This window comes from Streptomyces sp. NPDC050085 (genome assembly GCF_044460595.1).
Lineage (GTDB): Bacteria > Actinomycetota > Actinomycetes > Streptomycetales > Streptomycetaceae > Streptomyces.
In genome coordinates, this window is record NZ_JBITJZ010000008.1 from 309,252 (window position 1) to 326,918 (window position 17,667).

Annotated in this window: 17 protein-coding genes; 8 read left to right on the forward strand and 9 right to left on the reverse strand. The window is 72.3% G+C overall.

Translation table 11 applies throughout. The features are described from left to right. Positions 1-26: 26 nt before the first annotated feature. From ACIBUY_RS29020 to ACIBUY_RS29040, 5 genes are all read right to left on the reverse strand, one after another. Entirely contained in the window at positions 27-938 is a 912-nt protein-coding gene (locus ACIBUY_RS29020; RefSeq protein ID WP_365566318.1) for an ABC transporter permease, read from the reverse strand. Positions 939-943: 5 nt separating this feature from the next. Beyond that, a complete protein-coding gene (locus ACIBUY_RS29025; RefSeq protein ID WP_399154197.1) occupies positions 944-2,056 on the reverse strand; it encodes an ABC transporter permease in 1,113 nt (370 codons plus the stop codon). Then, positions 2,053-3,630 carry an ABC transporter ATP-binding protein gene (locus tag ACIBUY_RS29030; RefSeq protein WP_399154198.1) on the reverse strand — a complete coding sequence of 526 codons (1,578 nt, stop codon included), beginning with the start codon at positions 3,628-3,630 and terminating at the stop codon, positions 2,053-2,055. Before ACIBUY_RS29030 ends, ACIBUY_RS29025 begins: the two co-directional genes overlap by 4 nt. A 14-nt stretch (positions 3,631-3,644) precedes the next feature. After that, entirely contained in the window at positions 3,645-4,691 is a 1,047-nt protein-coding gene (locus ACIBUY_RS29035) for a BMP family ABC transporter substrate-binding protein (protein WP_365566324.1), read from the reverse strand. 133 nt (positions 4,692-4,824) lie between these two features. Then, the gene (locus ACIBUY_RS29040; protein WP_365566326.1) at positions 4,825-5,862 is read right to left on the reverse strand and encodes an SGNH/GDSL hydrolase family protein; all 1,038 of its coding nucleotides are present in this window, start codon (positions 5,860-5,862) and stop codon (positions 4,825-4,827) included. A 219-nt stretch (positions 5,863-6,081) separates the two neighbouring features. Here ACIBUY_RS29040 and ACIBUY_RS29045 point away from each other — a divergent pair, with 219 nt between their 5' ends. Further along, the gene (locus ACIBUY_RS29045; protein WP_365566328.1) at positions 6,082-7,479 is read left to right on the forward strand and encodes a cystathionine beta-synthase; all 1,398 of its coding nucleotides are present in this window, start codon (positions 6,082-6,084) and stop codon (positions 7,477-7,479) included. A 67-nt stretch (positions 7,480-7,546) separates the two neighbouring features. On the opposite strand, the gene ACIBUY_RS29050 is transcribed toward ACIBUY_RS29045, so the two are convergent. Then, positions 7,547-7,897: a peptidase inhibitor family I36 protein gene (locus ACIBUY_RS29050; RefSeq protein WP_365566330.1), complete on the reverse strand. Its 351-nt coding sequence runs from the start codon at positions 7,895-7,897 to the stop codon at positions 7,547-7,549. A gap of 480 nt (positions 7,898-8,377) precedes the next feature. Further along, complete coding sequence (locus tag ACIBUY_RS29055) at positions 8,378-9,247, reverse strand: MurR/RpiR family transcriptional regulator (RefSeq protein WP_399154199.1); 870 nt, start codon at positions 9,245-9,247, stop codon at positions 8,378-8,380. A 105-nt stretch (positions 9,248-9,352) separates the two neighbouring features. Between ACIBUY_RS29055 and ACIBUY_RS29060 the strand changes: the two genes are divergently transcribed. Beyond that, the gene (locus tag ACIBUY_RS29060; RefSeq protein WP_399154200.1) at positions 9,353-9,868 is read left to right on the forward strand and encodes a hypothetical protein; all 516 of its coding nucleotides are present in this window, start codon (positions 9,353-9,355) and stop codon (positions 9,866-9,868) included. On the opposite strand, the gene ACIBUY_RS29065 is transcribed toward ACIBUY_RS29060, so the two are convergent. Both ACIBUY_RS29065 and ACIBUY_RS29070 read right to left on the reverse strand, forming a co-directional pair. Next, complete coding sequence (locus ACIBUY_RS29065) at positions 9,865-10,329, reverse strand: hypothetical protein (RefSeq protein ID WP_399154201.1); 465 nt, start codon at positions 10,327-10,329, stop codon at positions 9,865-9,867. The genes ACIBUY_RS29060 and ACIBUY_RS29065 overlap by 4 nt on opposite strands. A gap of 37 nt (positions 10,330-10,366) precedes the next feature. After that, positions 10,367-11,842 carry an aromatic amino acid ammonia-lyase gene (locus ACIBUY_RS29070; protein WP_399154202.1) on the reverse strand — a complete coding sequence of 492 codons (1,476 nt, stop codon included), beginning with the start codon at positions 11,840-11,842 and terminating at the stop codon, positions 10,367-10,369. Between the two features lie 165 nt (positions 11,843-12,007). On the opposite strand from ACIBUY_RS29070, the gene ACIBUY_RS29075 reads away from it, so the two are divergent. From ACIBUY_RS29075 to ACIBUY_RS29100, 6 genes are all read left to right on the forward strand, one after another. Then, positions 12,008-13,066 carry an ABC transporter ATP-binding protein gene (locus ACIBUY_RS29075; protein WP_399154203.1) on the forward strand — a complete coding sequence of 353 codons (1,059 nt, stop codon included), beginning with the start codon at positions 12,008-12,010 and terminating at the stop codon, positions 13,064-13,066. Further along, positions 13,063-13,713, forward strand: a complete 651-nt coding sequence (locus tag ACIBUY_RS29080) for an ABC transporter permease (protein ID WP_365566342.1) — start codon at positions 13,063-13,065, stop codon at positions 13,711-13,713. The genes ACIBUY_RS29075 and ACIBUY_RS29080 overlap by 4 nt, the downstream gene beginning before the upstream one ends. A 6-nt stretch (positions 13,714-13,719) precedes the next feature. Then, a complete protein-coding gene (locus ACIBUY_RS29085; RefSeq protein WP_365566344.1) occupies positions 13,720-14,406 on the forward strand; it encodes an ABC transporter permease in 687 nt (228 codons plus the stop codon). Between the two features lie 11 nt (positions 14,407-14,417). Next, positions 14,418-15,362, forward strand: a complete 945-nt coding sequence (locus ACIBUY_RS29090) for an ABC transporter substrate-binding protein (protein ID WP_365566346.1) — start codon at positions 14,418-14,420, stop codon at positions 15,360-15,362. Between the two features lie 12 nt (positions 15,363-15,374). Beyond that, positions 15,375-16,793: a purine-cytosine permease family protein gene (locus ACIBUY_RS29095; RefSeq protein ID WP_399154204.1), complete on the forward strand. Its 1,419-nt coding sequence runs from the start codon at positions 15,375-15,377 to the stop codon at positions 16,791-16,793. Between the two features lie 211 nt (positions 16,794-17,004). Then, the gene (locus tag ACIBUY_RS29100) at positions 17,005-17,664 is read left to right on the forward strand and encodes a carbonic anhydrase (RefSeq protein WP_365566350.1); all 660 of its coding nucleotides are present in this window, start codon (positions 17,005-17,007) and stop codon (positions 17,662-17,664) included. Positions 17,665-17,667: the final 3 nt, after the last annotated feature.

Sequence of the window (17,667 nt, forward strand, 5' to 3'; positions counted from 1 at the left end):
CTTAAAGGGAGTTGAGCGGGTGGGGGTCAGTCGCGGGCGAACGGGACCGTCAGGCCCGACGGGGCCCGGCTGCGGCCCACCAGACCGCTGACCGCGAGGAGCGCGGCGACGTACGGCAGCGTCGTCAGGAGCGGCGCCGACACGTGCAGGCCGAGGGCGGGCGCGGCGAACGGGAGCGCCTGGGCCAGGCCGAAGAACAGGCAGGCCACCAGCGTCGGCCCGGCGCGCCAGCGGCCCGCGATGACCGCGACGACGGCGAGGTAGCCGATGCCGGAGGTGATGTTGTCGCTGAACGCGTGCACCTCCGACAGCGCCAGCTGCGCGCCCGCGAGCCCGGACACGGCACCGGTCAGCAGGACGGCCGCGTACCGGATCGCCGTCACCGGCAGCCCGCAGCGGTCGGCGACGCCTGCGTCCTCGCCCGTCGCGTCGAGCGCGAGCCCCCACGCCGTACGCCTGCTGAACGCGACCGCGAGCACGGCGGCGACGGCGAACGCGGCGTAGCCGAGCGCCGTCTGCTCGAACAGGGCCGGGCCGACGACCGGCAGTTCGCTCAGGCCGGGCACCGCCAGCGCGTCGAAGCCGGGGACGGTCTGCGCGGCACTGTCGCCGAACAGCAGACGTGCCCCGTACGTGGTCGCGCCGAGGGCGAGGATGTTCGCGGTGATGCCGGTGACGATCTGGTCGGCGCGCAGCGTCACCGAGAGCAGGGCCTGCAGCGCCGCGAACAGCAGCCCGGCGCCGAGCGCGGTGAGCACGCCGACCGTCGCGGAGCCGGAGGCGTGGGAGCCGGCGGCGCCCGCGAAGGCGCCGGTGAGCATCATGCCCTCGACGGAGAGGTTGAGGACGCCGGCGCGTTCGGAGAGCAGTTCGCCGGAGGAGGCGAGCAGGAGGGGGACGGCGAGGCGCACGCCGCCGGACAGCAATTCGTCGGTCAAGGCGCTCAACGTGCGCTCCTGGAAGTCGAGTTGGTGCGCGTCCAGAGCATGGCCGCCGCGATGAACAGCACCAGGACGCTCTGCACGATCTGCACGGTGGCGGCGGGCACGTGCGCGGCGAGCTGGAGGTTCAGGCCGCCGTTGGTGAGGAAGCCGAAGAGGAGCGCGACGGCGGCGACGGCGGTGAGCGAGCCGCGGGCCAGCAGTCCGACGACCAGGCCCGTGAAGCCGTACCCGGACGAGAAGTGTTCGGCGAGGACGAAGGGCGCGGTGGCGACGAGGCCCGCCCCGGCGACGCCCGCGAGTCCGCCCGCGGTCATCAGGCCGCCCGCCTTGAGCCGGTTCACCGGCAGGCCGAGGCGGGCGGAGGCGGCACCCGAGTGCCCGGCGGCGGTCAGCGAGAGGCCCGTCGCGGTGTGCCGCAGGACGACGGCCGTCACCGCGGTCACCAGGGCCGCGACGACGACGAGCGCCGTCGCGGGTGACTCCGGGCCGCCGATCAGCGGGAGTTGACCGCCGGTGGGCAGCGGCGCCGACTGCGGCAGCGTCTCCGAGGAGGTGACGGGCTGCCGCAGCAGCGCCTGTTCGTGCACGCATACGGAGACCAGGCCGATGCCGATGAAGTTCAGCAGCAGCGTCGTGATGACCTCGCTCGTGCCGCGCCGGGTGTGCAGCCAGGCGGCGATCCCGGCCCAGGCGGCGCCGCCCGCGAACCCGGCGAGCAGCACCACCGGCACGCCGAGCGCCGCAGGGACGCCCGCGGGCAGCGCGAGCCCGGCCGCGGCGCCGGTCACGCCGCCCGCGCTGAGCTGCCCCTCGCCGCCCACGTTCACCAGGCCCGCCCGGTGGGCGACGGTGAACCCGGTGGCGATCAGGGCGAGGACGGCCGCCGAGTTCAGCGAGCTGCCGACGGCGTACGGGGTGCCGAACATGCCCTCCGCGAGCGCCGACCAGGCCGCCACGGGCCCGGTGCCCGCGGCCGCGGCGAGCGCGACACCGACCCCGGCGGCGGCCAGTGCGGCGAGGACGGCGACGGAGAGCGGGTGCCGGACCATCGGGGACATCGAGATCGTCGGGCTCGTCGGGCTCGTCGGGCTCGTCGGGCTCGTCGGGGTCATCGGGAGGCCTCCCCAAGGGGTACGGGTGCGAGGTCGGCGCCGAGCATCAGCGCGCCGACCCGTTCGTGCGCGTCGGGGTCGGCCGCCGCGACCGGGCCGAGCAGACGGCCCCCGTAGGCGACGACGATCCGGTCGCACAGGGCGAGCAGTTCGGGCAGTTCGGAGGAGACGACCAGGACGCCCGCGCCGCGCGCCGCGGCCTGACGGATCCGGGTGTGGACGGCGTCCACCGCGCCCACGTCGAGACCCCGGGTGGGCTGCGCGGCCGCCAGGCAGACCAGCGGGTCGAGCGCCAACTCCCGTGCCAGGACGACCTTTTGCTGATTGCCGCCGGACAGTGAAGCCATCGGCGCGGTGGGCCCGGCCGCACGCACGCCGTGCTCGGTGAGGACCTCTTCGGCCGCGCGGCGCATCGCCTTGTGGTCGAGCAGGACGCCGAAGCGGCGGAAGCGGGCGAGGTGCGGCAGGAACAGGTTGTGGGTGAGCGGGAGTTGGGGGATGCAGCCCTCGTGGTGCCGGTCCTCGGGGACGATGCCGAGCCCGGCGCGGGTGCGCTCGCGCGGGGTGGCGCGGGTGAGGTCGTACGGGCCGTCGGCCGGGGAGGTCAGCTCCATGCGGCCCGCGTCCGCCGTGAGCGCGCCGCCGAGCACCGCCATCAGCTCCGACTGGCCGTTGCCCTCGACGCCCGCGACCCCGACGATCTCGCCGGGGGCCACCGTCAGATCGACGCCGTCGAGGGCGAGCGTGCCGTCGGGGCGGCGCACCGTGACGCCGGTCAGGCGCAGGGCGGGCGGGGCGTCGTCGCGTACGTCCTCCGTGCGCGCCCTGGGTGCGGGGGCGTCGAGCCCGAGCGTGCCCGCGACCCCGGCGCCCAGGTCGGTCGCCGCCCGGCCGATCATCAGCGGGACGAGCTTGTTCGGCGGGAGTGCGGCGAGCGGGCCGCCACCGGCGACCCGGCCGCCGCGCAGCACCGTCGCCTCGTCGCCCGCGCGCGCCGCCTCCGCCAGCTTGTGCGTGATGAGGACGACCGCGCTCCCCGCGTCGGCGATCGCCCGGCAGGTCTCCAGGAGCCGGTCGGTCTCGGCGGGGCCGAGGACACCGGTCGGCTCGTCGAGCACCAGCAGCCGCGGGTCGCGGACCAGCGCCTTGACGATCTCCACGCGCTGGCGCACCCCGACCGGCAGCGTCCCGACCACGGCGTCCGCGTCGACCGCGAGCCCGTACTCGTCGCGCACCCGGGCGACCCGGTCCGCCAGGTCCTTCAGGCGCAGCAGCCGCAGGTTCTCGCCGACCGTGAGCGTCGGTACGAGGCTGAAGTGCTGGTGGACCATGGCGATCCCGGCGGCGAGCGCGTCCCCGGGCCGACGCGGCGCGAACTCCTCTCCGTACAACCGCAGTTGACCGCTGTCCGCGGTGAGCGAGCCTTCGATGAGACGGCACAGCGTGGACTTGCCCGCGCCGTTCTCGCCGAGCACGCAGTGCACGGTGCCCGCCCTGACCCTCAACTCCACCGCGTCCAGGGCGCGCACGGCCCCGAACGACTTCGTAAGCCCCACGGCTTCGAGCGCCAACATGCCTGTACCGGCCCCTACTTGGTGGTGATCGTGCCGTCGGCGAGCTGCTTCTTGATCGCGTCGAGCTTCGCGGTGACACCGGCGGGCGCGCCGCACAGCACGATGTCGTTGGCGGGCTTCGCGAAGGCCAGGCCGAAGTGCACGGCCTCCGCCTTCCAGGACCCGGCGGCCAACTGCCCGACGGCGTACTCGATTTCGGCGCCGATGTCGGACTCGACGTGTCCCGCGTACGCCGCGTCGCCGCACGGGTGGGCGATCGGACCGCCGAGCAGCGTGCCCTTCGACGAGGTCGCGGCCTGCGCCATGCCCTTCTTGCCGAGGTTCACGATCTGCCCGAGCACGTCGGCGCCCGCGCCGTAGTCGGCGAGCGCCGACTGCTTGGCCTTGTTCACGTCGTTGAAGTCGCCCGCGTACTGCGGGGCCAGCACCTTCACCTTCGGGTCGGCCTTCTTCGCGCCGTTCGCGAACTCGTCGGCCGCGTTCACGATCGCGGGCAGTTCCTGGCCGCCGACGAAACCGACCGTGCCCTTCTTCGACAGGAGCGCGGCCGCGGCCCCGGCGAGGTAGGCGGCCTGCGCCTGCTGCGGGTCGTAGAGGGCGAGATTGGCCAGCGGCTTGCCGTCGGCCGGGCCGCCGATCTCCACGAACTTCACCTTCGGGAAGCGCGGCGCCACCTTGCGCACCGCCGCGTCCGTCTGCCCGCCCAGCGAGATCACCAGGTCGGAGCCGGACGCGAAGCGCACCAGGGCGGACTCGTAGTCGGCCGGGGTCACCTGCTCGACCTTGCTGAAGGAGACCTTGCCGCCGGGGGCCCCGTGGGCCTTCGCCGCGCGCTGGTATCCCAGGTACGCGGACTGCATGAACCCGTCGTCCGAGAGGGAGCCGGGGAACAGCACGCCGACCTTGAGCGCGCCGGAACCCTGGGCGCCCACCGCGTCGGACGTGCCGTCGCCGGAGCCGCCGCAGCCGGTGAGCAGCGCGGCGAGGGCGGTGCATGCCGCCGTGGCGGTGAGGGTGTTGCGGGTGAAGGAGTTGCGGGTGGGGAGGGGAACGTACGCCACTGCTGTGCCTCCGCGAGACAGGCGGACGGGGCCCGCGAGCCGGTTATTGGTATACCGTTACGCGGCTCAGTTTCGGGGCGCCGTGTTGCCTGGGTGTTAGCGGTGGGTTAGCAGCGGGAGCACGTGGGCCCGATCAGACGGACGTGCTCGACGAGGCCGCCGGGGTCGGGTCCTGCGTCGGGACGCGGCGCCTGCGCCGCCGCTTGAGCAGGGCCCAGGGCCCCCGCGGGCCCGTCGGCATCGCGGCCGTGACCTCCGTGCCGCCCTCCTCCACCGCCTTGGCCGCGGCCCGCGCGACCGGCAGGAAGCCCTCCGAGCGGGACACGTCGGGCCGCTCTTCCTCGGGCCACACGCCGAGCGCCGCGCACAGCGTGGGCAGCAGGGCCATCGCCGCCGTCTGGTAGCCCTCCGCCGAAGGGTGGTAGTTGTCGGGGCCGAACAGCTCGCGCGGGTTCGCCGAGAACTCGGGGCCCAGCAGATCGCCGAGCGACACCGTGCGCCCGCCCTGCTCGACCGTGCCGATCGTCTGCGCCGCCGCGAGCTGCCGCGAGGCACGCCGGGCCAGCCAGCGCAGCGGCTGCTGCACCGGCTCGACGGACCCGAGATCCGGGCACGTGCCGACCACCACCTCGGCACCCGCGGTACGCAGCCGGCGTACGGCGGCCGCGAGATGGCGTACGGACTTGGTGGCGGGGATGCGATGCGTGACGTCGTTGGCGCCGATCATGATGACGACCAGGTCGGGCCGCCAGTGCGGGTCGGCGAGGATCAGCGCCACCTGGCGGTCCAGGTCGTCGGACTGGGCGCCGGGCAGTGCCACGTTGCGCAGCTGCACCGGGCGCTCCGCGACCGCCGCCAGGCCCGACGCGAGCAGCGCCGCCGGCGTCTGCCGGGCCCGGTGCACGCCCTGGCCCGCGGCCGTGGAGTCACCGAGCATCGCGAACCGCACCGGCTCGGCACCCGCGTCGGTGTCGACGTATCCCCTGCCGTAGAGGCCGTCGGCCGAGGGGACCCGGACCGGATCGGAACTGTGATTGCCCACCTGGCGCCGCGCCATCTGCACCTCGGCGAGCACCACGCCGACCGCGGCCGCGCCGAGCAGCCCGATCCCGCCGCCGCCGTACGCCGCACCCGCGGCGATCCGTCGTGCCACCCTCGCCCTGCTCGACATGTTCCGCGGCCACCTGCCTCTGCGTACCAAGACGTCCGGTCTCTTTTTTACGGCTCCATGAACTCATTGCCCCGTAATCACCGTCGGTCAATCGCAACGGGAGATGAAGGGCAGGTACGCGCCTTACGCTGACGGCAACCGCTCGTAAGCGACTCGAAGTTTCGACGACTCGAACTCCCGAGCAGTCGAAGACCGAAGACCCGGAGACCCGGAGACAACGTGCAGATCCACGACTCGATGATCAGTCTCGTCGGCAACACCCCGCTGGTGAGGCTCAACAAGGTGACCGAAGGGCTGCGGGCGACCGTCCTGGCCAAGGTCGAGTACTTCAACCCCGGCGGTTCCGTGAAGGACCGCATCGCCGTGCGCATGATCGAGGCGGCCGAGGAGAGCGGGGCCCTGAAGCCAGGCGGCACGATCGTGGAGCCGACCAGCGGCAACACCGGGGTGGGGCTCGCCATCGTGGCGCAGCAGAAGGGGTACAAGTGCATCTTCGTGTGCCCCGACAAGGTCTCCACCGACAAGATCAACGTGCTGCGCGCGTACGGCGCCGAGGTCGTCGTCTGCCCGACGGCCGTCGACCCCGAGCACCCGGACTCGTACTACAACGTCTCGGACCGCCTCGTGCGCGAGACGCCGGGCGCCTGGAAGCCCGACCAGTACTCCAACCCCAACAACCCGCGCTCGCACTACGAGACCACGGGCCCCGAGCTGTGGGAGCAGACGGACGGACGGATCACGCACTTCGTCGCGGGCGTCGGCACCGGCGGCACCATCTCCGGGACCGGCCGCTATCTGAAGGACGCCAGCGAGGGCCGCGTCCAGGTCGTCGGCGCGGACCCCGAGGGGTCGGTGTACTCGGGCGGCTCCGGGCGGCCGTACCTCGTCGAGGGCGTCGGCGAGGACTTCTGGCCGACGGCGTACGACCGTGAGGTGGCCGACGAGATCGTGGCCGTCTCCGACAAGGACTCCTTCCAGATGACGCGGCGGCTCGCCAAGGAGGAGGGTCTCCTGGTCGGCGGCTCCTGCGGGATGGCCGTGGTCGCGGCCCTGCGGGTGGCCGAGCGGCTCGGCCCGGACGACGTCGTGGTGGTGCTGCTGCCGGACAGCGGCCGCGGGTACCTCAGCAAGATCTTCAACGACGAGTGGATCGGGCAGCACGGGTTCAGCGAGCAGGCCTCGACCGACCACACGGCCGGGGCGGTCCTGGCGCAGAAGACTGCGGCGGAGAGCGCGGGCATCCCCGGTTTCGTGCACATGCACCCCACCGAGTCCGTGGGGGAGGCGATCAAGGTGCTGCGCGAGTTCGGGGTGTCCCAGATGCCCGTGGTGGCTCCCGGGGCGGGACACCCGGACGTGATGGCGGGAGAGGTGATCGGTGCGGTGGAGGAGCGGGAACTGCTGCACGCGCTGGTGGCCGACCAGGCCCCCGCTGACGCCCCGCTGGAGAAGTACATGTCGGCCCCCCTGCCGGTCGTCGGATCCGGAGAACCGGTGGAGCGCCTGATGTCCGCGCTGGAAGGCCGGGACGCGGCCGTGGTCCTGGTGGACGGCAAACCCGCCGGGATCGTCACCCGGCAGGACGTCCTGGGCTTCCTCACGAACCCGGCCGCGTAGGCACGACCGCGCGACCCCGAGCGGCTGCTGCCGCTGGGGGTCGCGCGTGCTTCTTCGTGACGCGGTACTAGATCTTGTAGACGGCGATTCCCGTGACGGCGCCGGGGTTGTCCGCGTAGTGGCCCGGGTTCAGCGTGGCCAGCTTGGTGCCGGCGTTGCAGCCGGTGGTGACGTGCCACAGTTCCACGCGGTAGGGCGTCTGGTTCGAGACGGACCGGTTGACCCTCTCGAGCGGGTAGCAGCCGGGCGTCAGGGAGTTGACGTGCCGGGTTCCGGTCCTGTTGGCGCCTGTCCAGCCACATGCGTACCCGTGCGGGCACGTTTTCGGATCAGCCGCCGCGGCCGGCGTGACGGACGTGCCGCCCAGCAGTGCACCGGCCACGGCCGCCAGCGTCAGACTCTTCCTGAGCTTGCTCATGCGAAGTCCCCCTTTTCCAGGTGTTCTTGGTCGAAGGTCGTGGCCAAGGTCGTGGTCGACGACTTGGCCGAGTGTCTTGGTCAAAGACACTTCTGGATCTTAGGCCAAGAGGTGTGCCGTCAACGGTTCTTGACGTGGCGTCGGCCGCCGGGAGCCGGGGGAAGGGCCGGTGGCGGGCCTGATGGGCGTTCGGGAAAACGGTACGAGCGCGTCACGTCCGCGCAGCACCCGCTTAACACGGGCCCGGCACAGTAGTGGATGTCGGCAGGGACGGGAGCGGCTCCCCGGACCGGCCGGCACCGTAGCGGCGTCAAGGACAACCGGAGCGGCTCCCGGACCTCCATGGACGCCCTGGACGTGGCACCCGGCCCTGACCCGGTTCCACGTCCCTCGCGGGGACCGCCGTCGTCCCGCCCCCCGTAACAGGGGGTGCGGCGGTCCCCGCGCAACACCCTTTTCCCGTACGGGAGTTGACCTCGGCTACTCCACGAAGAGGCCGCGCTCGGCCGCCCGTACGTCGAACTCCTCCAGCCTCGCCTGCGCCTGCGGCAGGCCGTCGCACATCGCCTCCAGGAGCACCCGCCCGAGCAGCATCGGCGCGCACGCCGTGTCGAAGGCGAGGCCCGTGCCGACGGCCGCGGGCAGCAGCAGGTCCGAGTGCCTGGCGACCGGGGCGAAGGCCGAGTCGGCGACCGTGACCACCGTCAGGCCGGCCGACTTGGCGTGGGCGAGGGCGTCGACGACCTCGCGCGGGTGGCGGGGGAGCGCGAAGCACAGCAGGGTCGTGGCGCCGGCCCGGACGGCCGCGTCGATCCGGTCGGCGAGCATCGTGCCGCCCTCGTCGAGGAGGCGCACGTCGGGGTGGACCTTCGCCGCGAAGTACGAGAACCCGTACGCCTGGGAGGCCGCGGCGCGCAGGCCGAGGACCGGCAACGGGCGGGAGGCGGCGAGGAGTTGACCCGCGCGCTCCACCGGGGACGGGTCGGCGAGGAGGTCTGCCAGGTGACGGAGGTTCGCGATCTCGGCCTCCACCGCCTGCTGGTACTCGTTGGCCTTGGTGGCCGCGGTGGGTTCGGCGGGGGCGACCTCGCGCAGGTGCTTGCGCAGCGCCGGGTAGCCGTCGAAGCCGAGGGCGACCGCGAACCGGGTCACGGAGGGCTGGCTGACACCGGCGAGCTCGGCCAGTTCGACGGACGACAGGAACGGCACGTCGGCGGCGCGGCGCACCATGCAGTGCGCGATGCGCCGCTGGGTGGGCGTGAGGCGGTGCCTCTCGAAGAGGTGCTGGAGGCGGGCGGCGGGGCTGTGCCCGCCCGCGCCGCTGCGCGTGGTGTCCGTCTGCTCGCTCATGTCTCCCCGTCCGTCCCCAGCCGTCCATTCAGTGGGCGGTGGCTGTGCATGATGCTATTCAGCCAGGGGGTGGGGCGCCAGGGTTTGGGTTGCTACGTTGCCGGGATGGGGTTTCTGGACAAGCTGACCGGTACGAAGCGTCCCGCCGACGGGGTCGCGCCGCGCCCCGCCCAGGAGGTGCGGGACGCGCTGCTCGCGCAGGGCGGGGGTGACGCGCCCTGGGCCGTGCGCAGGGCCGCGCCCGACGAGAAGGCGGAGTTCGTCGCCGAGTGGCGGGTGCGGGAGCCCGCCTGGCGGGGGTTCTTCCTGGACCGGCACCTGGACCGCACTGTCCGGATCCGGATGCGGCTCGTCCCTGAGGAGCGCGAGGTGCGGGCCCTCCAGGAGCAGTGGGAGGTCAGCTGGGTCGACGGGACGCCCCGGTTCGCCCGCTCGCGCGAGTACGGGCGGGGGCAGGGGCGCACGGTCAGCAAGCAGTGGACGTTCGGGCGGGACGAGAACGGCGGGCGCCGCCTGGAGGAGACCTTCAGCTTCGACTCGGCCGAACTCACCGGCCCGCTGCGGGACGCGGTGCTCGCGGCGGGGTGGACGTGGCGCGCGGTGACGTTCGGGAAGCTTTAGGCGCGGTCTCGTCTGGCGGGAGTGACCCAGGTGAGATCGGCGCCGCCCATGCTGCACAGGACGCCGCCGTGCTCGGCAGTGCCGGACCACCACAGCGGGCCGTTGCGCTTGGGCCGGACCGGATTGACCAGCGCACACTTGAGATGGACGAGGGCGTCCGTGGTGGGGTCGCGCAGGGTGACCTCGCGGCCGTGCACCTCGGTCAGGCAGCGGACCCAGGGGTGGGCGTGCAGTGCCCGGTGCATCCGGCGGGCGTTGCGCGCCGCGAGCAGCCCGCCCACGAGGAGCGGGACGCCTGGCGTGATCATGGGCGGGTAGGCACTCGCGCAACCGGGCGCTACGAACATCAGGCCGCCCACCGCGGACGCGATGCCCCGCCACCGATACGCGGACACGGCGCGCCGCGCCCGCTCGACGCCCCGCCCCGCAGCAGGCGACTCCGGAGACTTCTCCCAAGCCACTGGACCCCCCAACGCTCAGGGAAACCAGGGTAGTTGGTCACTCCACAAAGTGCCCCAGGAGTTCCGCGGCCCGCTCCACATCCCCCGTCAACGGCCGATCCGTCACGTCCGGCTCCAGCGTGGCGTCGGCCAGTTCGAACGCGCGGCCCACCGGCAGCGACGCGTCGGGTCGGTAGTCCCGCAGCCGCAACGCCCGTACCGCAGCGACGAGTTCGCAGCCCACGACCTGGCGGTACGCCGCGCACGCGCGCAGGGTCTGGCGGGCCGCCAGGGAGGCGAAGCTGGCCTGTTCCTCGACGCCTCGGGAGAGGACCGCGTGGCCGAGGGACGCGGGGGCCGAGAAGGCGCGGAGGTCGCCGAGGGCCGCGCCCGCCGCGTACTCCAGGATCATCACGCCCGACGACGCCGGTTCGCCGTCCGCGAGGAACGGGCGCAGGCGCGTGTACGCCGGTTCGTTCAGCGTCGAGAGGCGGGACGTGGACAGGCGGGCGACCTGGGTGACGGAGAGGCGGAAGTGGTCCAGGGCGAGGGCGAGTTGGGCCATGTAGAAACCGCCGTGGTGGTACGCCGCCAGGTCCGCGGGGGAGATGAGCGGGTTCTCCGCCGCCGCGTTGATCTCGACGGTGAGGACGTCCTCCAGGGCGTCCGCCGCGTCCTGCGCCGGGCCGTGGATCTGCGGCACGCAGCGGAAGCCGTACGGGTCCTGGATGCGGCCGAGCGGCGGCGTGGGGCGGTCGGGGGCGCCGAGGACCTCGCGCATGCGGGCCGCCACCTCGTACGAGCCCTTGTGGCGACGGGCCTCGTGGACCGGGAGCGCGTAGGCCTCGTAGGAGCCGTCGACCGACAGAAGGCTCAGCGCCGCCACCAGTTGAGTGGCCGTCAGGAGCGTGCGGAGTTCGTGGAGGGCGAGCGCGGACTGGCCGAGGGTGAGGGCGTTGGAGGAGATCAGCGCCAACGCGTCGTTGTTGTCGAGGGGTTGGGGCTCCGGCGGGGTGCCCTTGCCGCGCCAGGGGTGTTCGCCCGCGAGCGCCAGGCCCATCTGGGCGAGCGGTGCGATGTCGCCGGTGCCGACGGAGCCGTGCTCGTTGACCGCCGGGTGCGCGCCGTTGTCGAGCGCTTCGCACAGGGCCGTGACGACGGTGGGGCGCAGGCCCGCGCCGCCCGCGAGCAGCTGGTTGGCGCGGACCGCGAGCATCGCCCACACCTCGCGTTCGGGCAGCTCGGCGCCGATCGCACCCGCGTGGCTGCGCAGCAGGCGCAGGCCGTGGTCGGCGGCGGCCTCGGTGGGCACGTCCTCGGAGCGGTTGGCGCCGACGCCGGTCGAGCGGCCGTAGACGCGGCCCCACGCGGCGATCTCGCGCGCCGCGTTCCACGACTCCTCGACGCGCTTCATGGCGTCCGTGCCGGGCACGGGGCGGGCGCTCGCGTCGGCGAGGCGGACCACGTCGGCGACGGGCAGGCCGTGGCCGTCGAGCACCACCACGGGGGGCGGCACGGGCGTCGTGGGCTTCACGCGCTGTTCCTCCTCAAACGCTCTGTATGACCGCCGCGTCTCACATGCCGGTCGCCACGTGGGGATTTACCGGTGATTTACGCGGGGGGATTGACAAGTTATTCACGCACCAAGAACTCTGCATGACGATATGCAGGCCGGGCAAGAGGACTTCAGAGGCGCTCCATGATCCAGTTCGAAGCGGTCCACAAGCGATTCCCGAACGGCACGACGGCGGTCCACGACCTGAACCTCGACATGCCCGAAGGAGGCGTGACCGTCTTCGTCGGGTCCTCCGGCTGCGGCAAGACGACGAGCCTGCGCATGATCAACCGGATGGTCGACCCGACGTCGGGCACCATCCGCGTCGGCGGCCGCGACGTCCTCGACCAGGACGCGGCCGAACTGCGCCGCTCCATCGGCTACGTCATCCAGCAGGCCGGGCTCTTCCCGCACCGCACCGTCCTCGACAACATCGCCACCGTGCCGCTGCTGCTCGGCTGGGGCAGGAAGAAGGCCAGGTCCGCCGCCGGTGACCTGCTCGAGCGCGTCGGGCTCGCCCCCGAGATGGGCAGGCGTTACCCGCACCAGCTCTCCGGCGGGCAGCAGCAGCGCGTCGGCGTCGCGCGGGCGCTCGCCGCGGATCCGCCGGTGCTGCTCATGGACGAGCCGTTCGGCGCGGTCGACCCCGTGGTGCGTACGCAGTTGCAGGACGAACTGCTGCGTCTGCAGAAGGAGTTGAACAAGACCATCGTCTTCGTCACGCACGACATCGACGAAGCGGTGCGGCTCGGCGACCGGATAGCCGTGTTCCGTACGGGCGGTCACCTGGTGCAGTGCGCCGCCCCGGCCGAGCTGCTCGCGCGCCCCGCCGACGACTTCGTGGCCGACTTCCTCGGGGCCGAGCGGGGCCTGAAGCTGCTGTCCCTGTCGACCCTGGCCGGCGTGGAGCAGGGACCCGCGCCCGCCGGCTCCGCCTGGGAGTTGGTCCTGGACGATGCGCGCAGGCCCGTGGCCTGGCGCGACGGCGACGCCGGCGTCGAGGCCCCGGTCCGGCCGCTCCGGGACACGGATTCGCTCCTGTCCGCGCTGAACGAGTCGATCGCCTCGCCCACCGGCCTCGTGGTCCGGGTCGACGCCGAGGGCGTGCTGACCGGGGTGTCCTCCCGGGACGACATCCACGAGCGGGCCGGCGCCGCGCACTCGCTCGCCCTGGCCGGACCGGCCGGAGAGGACGCCGCGTGAGCATCGACTGGGACTGGATCGGATCGCACAGGTCCGACCTCGCCGACCTCACCGTCAACCACCTCCAAGCCGCCCTGACCGCCGTCCTGTTCGGCCTCCTCATATCCCTGCCGCTCGCCGTGCTCGCCCACCGGGTGCGGCCCCTGCGCGGATTCCTGCTCGGGGTGTCGAACGTCCTGTTCACCATCCCGTCCATCGCCGTCTTCGTGCTGCTGCTCCCGGTCTCCGGGCTCACCCGCACCACCACCGTCACCGGCCTGACGATCTACACCCTCGTCGTCCTGCTGCGGAACACCGTCGAGGGCCTCGACTCCGTACCGCACAAGACGAAGGAAGCCGCCAAGGCCATGGGCACGCGGCCGCTGCGCACCCTGCTCACCGTCGAACTGCCGCTCGCGCTGCCCGTGATCATGGCGGGCGTACGCATCGCGACCGTCATGTCCATCTCCCTCGTGTCCGTGGCGACGTACATCGGTGACGGCGGGCTCGGCCAGCTCTTCACCGACGGGTTCCAGCGCAACTTCCCGACCCCGGTCATCGCGGGCGTCGTCCTCACGCTGCTGCTCGCGCTCGTCGCGGACGCGGTGCTCGTAGGCGTCCAGCGGCTGCTCACGCCATGGACCCGCACCCGCACCCGGAAGGCCTGACCCGCCATGTTCGAACTCTTCAAGGATCTGGGCTCGTGGCTGGTCAGCGGTGACCAGTGGGCGGGGCCCGACGGCATCGCGCACCGGCTCGCCGAGCACCTGCAGTACTCACTGATCGCCACGCTCGTCGCCGCCGCGATCGCCCTGCCCGTCGGCCTGTTGATCGGGCACACCGGGCGCGGCGCGTTCGTCGCGATCAACCTGTCGTCCTTCGGGCGGGCGCTGCCCACCGTCGGACTCGTCGTCCTCGTCTTCCTCGCCAGCGGCCTGTCGATGTGGCCCGTCTACATCGCCCTCGTCGCGCTCGCCGTGCCGTCCATCGTGACGAACACGTACGCGGGCATGACCGCCGTCGACCCGGAGGTGAAGGACGCCGCCCGCGGCCAGGGGATGCGGGCCCACCAGGTGCTGTTCCAGGTCGAGTTGCCGCTCGCCCTGCCGCTGATCATGACGGGTCTGCGCCTCGCCCTCATCCAGGTCGTCGCGACCGCCACCATCGCCGCGTACGTCTCCTTCGGCGGTCTCGGCCGCTACGTCTTCGACGGGCTCGCCCAGCGGGACCTCGTGCAGGTGCTCGGCGGCGCCGTCCTCGTCGCCCTCGTCGCCGTCGTGCTCGACCTGGCCCTGTCGGGCCTGCAGCGCCTCCTCTTCCGAAACCGGCCCACCGGTCCCGCCGCTCTCAAGTCCGCCTAGGAGCAAGCAAGATGAGCAACCTCAACCGACGTGCCGTCATCGGCGGACTGTTCGCCGCGGCCTCCGTCCCCGCCCTCGCCGCCTGCTCCAGCGGCATCACCTCCCTCAACGGGGACGGCTCCGGCGGCTCGGGCGGCGGCTCCAGCAAGGGCGGCGTCACCATCGGCACCGCCAACTTCACCGAGAACCAGGTCCTCGGCTACCTCTACGCGGCCGTCCTCGAAGCCGCCGGGGTGAAGACGAACGTCCGGCCCAACCTCGGCACCCGCGAGATCCTCATCCCCGCACTCAAGGGCGGCGACATCGACCTGCTGCCCGAGTACCAGGGCGCCCTGCTGCACTACCTCGACACCAAGGCCACCGCCACCGAGGAGGGCGCGATGCAGAACGCGCTCGCCATGGCGCTGCCCGCGGGCCTGCAGATCCTCCCGTACGGGATGGCCGAGGACTCCGACGCGTTCGCCGTGACCCGCGAGACCGCCGAGAAGTACCACCTCACGTCCCTCGCGGACCTGGCCAAGCACAACGGCAAGCTCGTCATCGGCGCCGCGCCCGAGGTCAAGAAGAGGCAGGTGGGCGCCGTCGGCCTCAAGGACGTGTACGGGATCGAGTTCAAAGAGTTCAAGTCTCTCGACTCCTCAGGCCCGTTGGTGAAGGGCGCCCTGAAGAAGGGCGACGTCGACGTGGCGAACCTCTTCACCACCGACACCGACATCGCCGCCAACGACTGGGTCGTGCTCACCGACCCCAAGAACCTCGTCCCCGGCCAGCACATCGTCCCGCTGATCGCCGACCGCAAGGCCGACTCCACCGTCCGCAAGGCGCTGGCCCGCCTGGGCAACGTACTGACGACGGAACAGCTGACCGAGCTCAACCGGCTCGTCGACAAGGACAAGAAGGACCCCGAGGACGTCGCGAACGACTACGCGAAGCAGCACGGGCTCAGCAAGAAGTAGGGAGGCCAGCGCATGGCAGCAGTAGTGGAGAAGCACTCCATCGACGTCGTCCCGGACAGCGAGCGGCACGGGCGCGCCTTCAACCAGTTCACGCTCTGGCTCGGCGCCAACCTCCAGATCACCGCCGTCGTCACCGGCGCCCTCGCCGTCGTCTTCGGCGGCGACGTGGTCTGGTCGCTGATCGGGCTCGTGCTCGGCAACGTGCTCGGCGGCGCCGTCATGGCGCTGCACTCGGCGCAGGGGCCGAAGCTCGGACTGCCCCAAATGATCCAGTCCCGGGCCCAGTTCGGGGTGAAGGGCGCCGCCGTTCCCCTCCTCCTCGTCATCCTCATGTACGTCGGCTTCTTCGCGAGCGGCAGTGTGCTCGCCGGGCAGGCCACGGCCGAGCTGACGCACACGAACGACACGACCGGCATCGTCCTATTCGCCGTCGTCACCGCCGTGATGGCGGCGGTCGGCTACCGCGTGATCCACGTGCTCGGCCGGGTCGCGAGCGTGATCTGCGCACTGTCCTTCGTCTACCTGGGCGTGCGGCTCCTCGACCGCGTCGACCTCGGTGACCTTCTCTCCGACGCGCACTTCTCGCTGCCGATGTTCCTGCTGGCCGTCTCCCTCTCGGCGTCGTGGCAGCTCGCGTTCGGCCCGTACGTCGCGGACTACTCGCGCTATCTGCCGCGCGACACGAGTTCCAGGGCCACGTTCTGGTGGACGCTGTCGGGATCGGCGGTCGGCTCGCAGTGGTCGATGACGTTCGGTGTGCTCGTCGCGGCCTCGTCGGGCGGCGCGTTCCTCGACAACCAGGTCGGGTACGTCGTCTCGCTCGGCGGCGCAGGCCTGGTCGCTTCCTTCTTCTACTTCGTCATCGCCCTCGGCAAGCTCACCATCAACGTCCTCAACACGTACGGCGGCTTCATGTCGATGGTGACCGGCGTCAGCGGTTTCCGCGGGCAGCGCGCCCTGTCGCAGCGCGGCCGGGCGCTCTACATCGCGGTCATCATGGTCGCGGGCACGGCGGTGGCACTGGCGGGCAAGGACAGCTTCCTGTCGTCCTTCAAGGACTTCCTGCTGTTCCTGCTGACGTTCTTCACGCCCTGGTCGGCGATCAACCTCGTCGACTACTACCTGATCTCGCGCGAGCGCTACGACATCCCGGCCCTGTCGGACCCCAACGGCCGCTATGGCGCCTGGCGTTGGGACGCGCTCGTGGTCTACGGGATCGGCCTGGTGGCCCAACTCCCGTTCCTGGCCACGCACTTCTACACGGGCCCGCTCGTCGACCCACTCGGCGGCGCGGACATCTCCTGGATCGTGGGCCTCGCCGTCCCGGCCGCCCTGTACTGGATCCTGGCCCGCCGGGACACCTCACACATCCCGCAGGAGACCGTCCTCGGGGTCGACCCGGAGCGCGGGACGGTCGACGCGGGTCACTGAGGCCGGGGGCGATCAGGTCCCGGGACTCGGCGCGTACGCGTGGGGAGGCTATCCGCTCGGGGACGACCTCTTCGGGCGCGGCGGCAAGCTGCTGTGGTGCGAGGTGGGCGAGAGGGCGTTGGTATCGCGTCGGCCATGATCCGATGACGGAACGATCAAGCATTGCCCAACAGGCACGTTCCGTAGTGGGATGCGTGCGTACGGTGAAGGCGTGCCGAACCGCAGGACCTTCCTGACGGCCACGACCGCCGCCCTCGCCTTCGCGCCGACGCCGGCCCTCGCCGCCCCGCCCTCTCGTACCCGAACCGCCCAGGACTCCCTCGACGCGCTGCTCGACGGCAACCGCCGCTACGCCGCCGGGCGTTCGCGCCATCCGCACGAGGGGCGCGGTGTGCGGCACGTGCTGGCCGCCGCGCAGCATCCGTTCGCCGTCGTCGTCGGCTGCATCGACTCGCGCGTGCCGCCCGAGCTGGTCTTCGACCAGGGGCTCGGGGACCTGCTGTGCATAAGGACCGCCGGTGAGGTCCTCGACGAGGCCGTGCTCGGGTCCGTCCAGTACGGGGTCGAGGAACTGCACGTCCCACTGGTCCTGGTGCTGGGGCACGAGCGGTGCGGGGCCGTCGCGGCCGCGCTCGACCACGTACGGACGGGGGAGCCCGCGCCGGGGCACCTCCGGCGGCTCGTCGACGCCATCGCCCCTGCCGCGCGAGCCTGCCGGGACCTGCCGGGGGACTGGGCCGAACTCACCATGCGGGGCAACGCCGTTGCCGTGCGGGATGCGCTGCGCGCGGACCCGGACATCGGGCGGGCGGCGCGGATCGTCGCCGGGCGGTTCGACCTGGACTCCGGTGTGGTGACCTTGCTGGACTGAGGT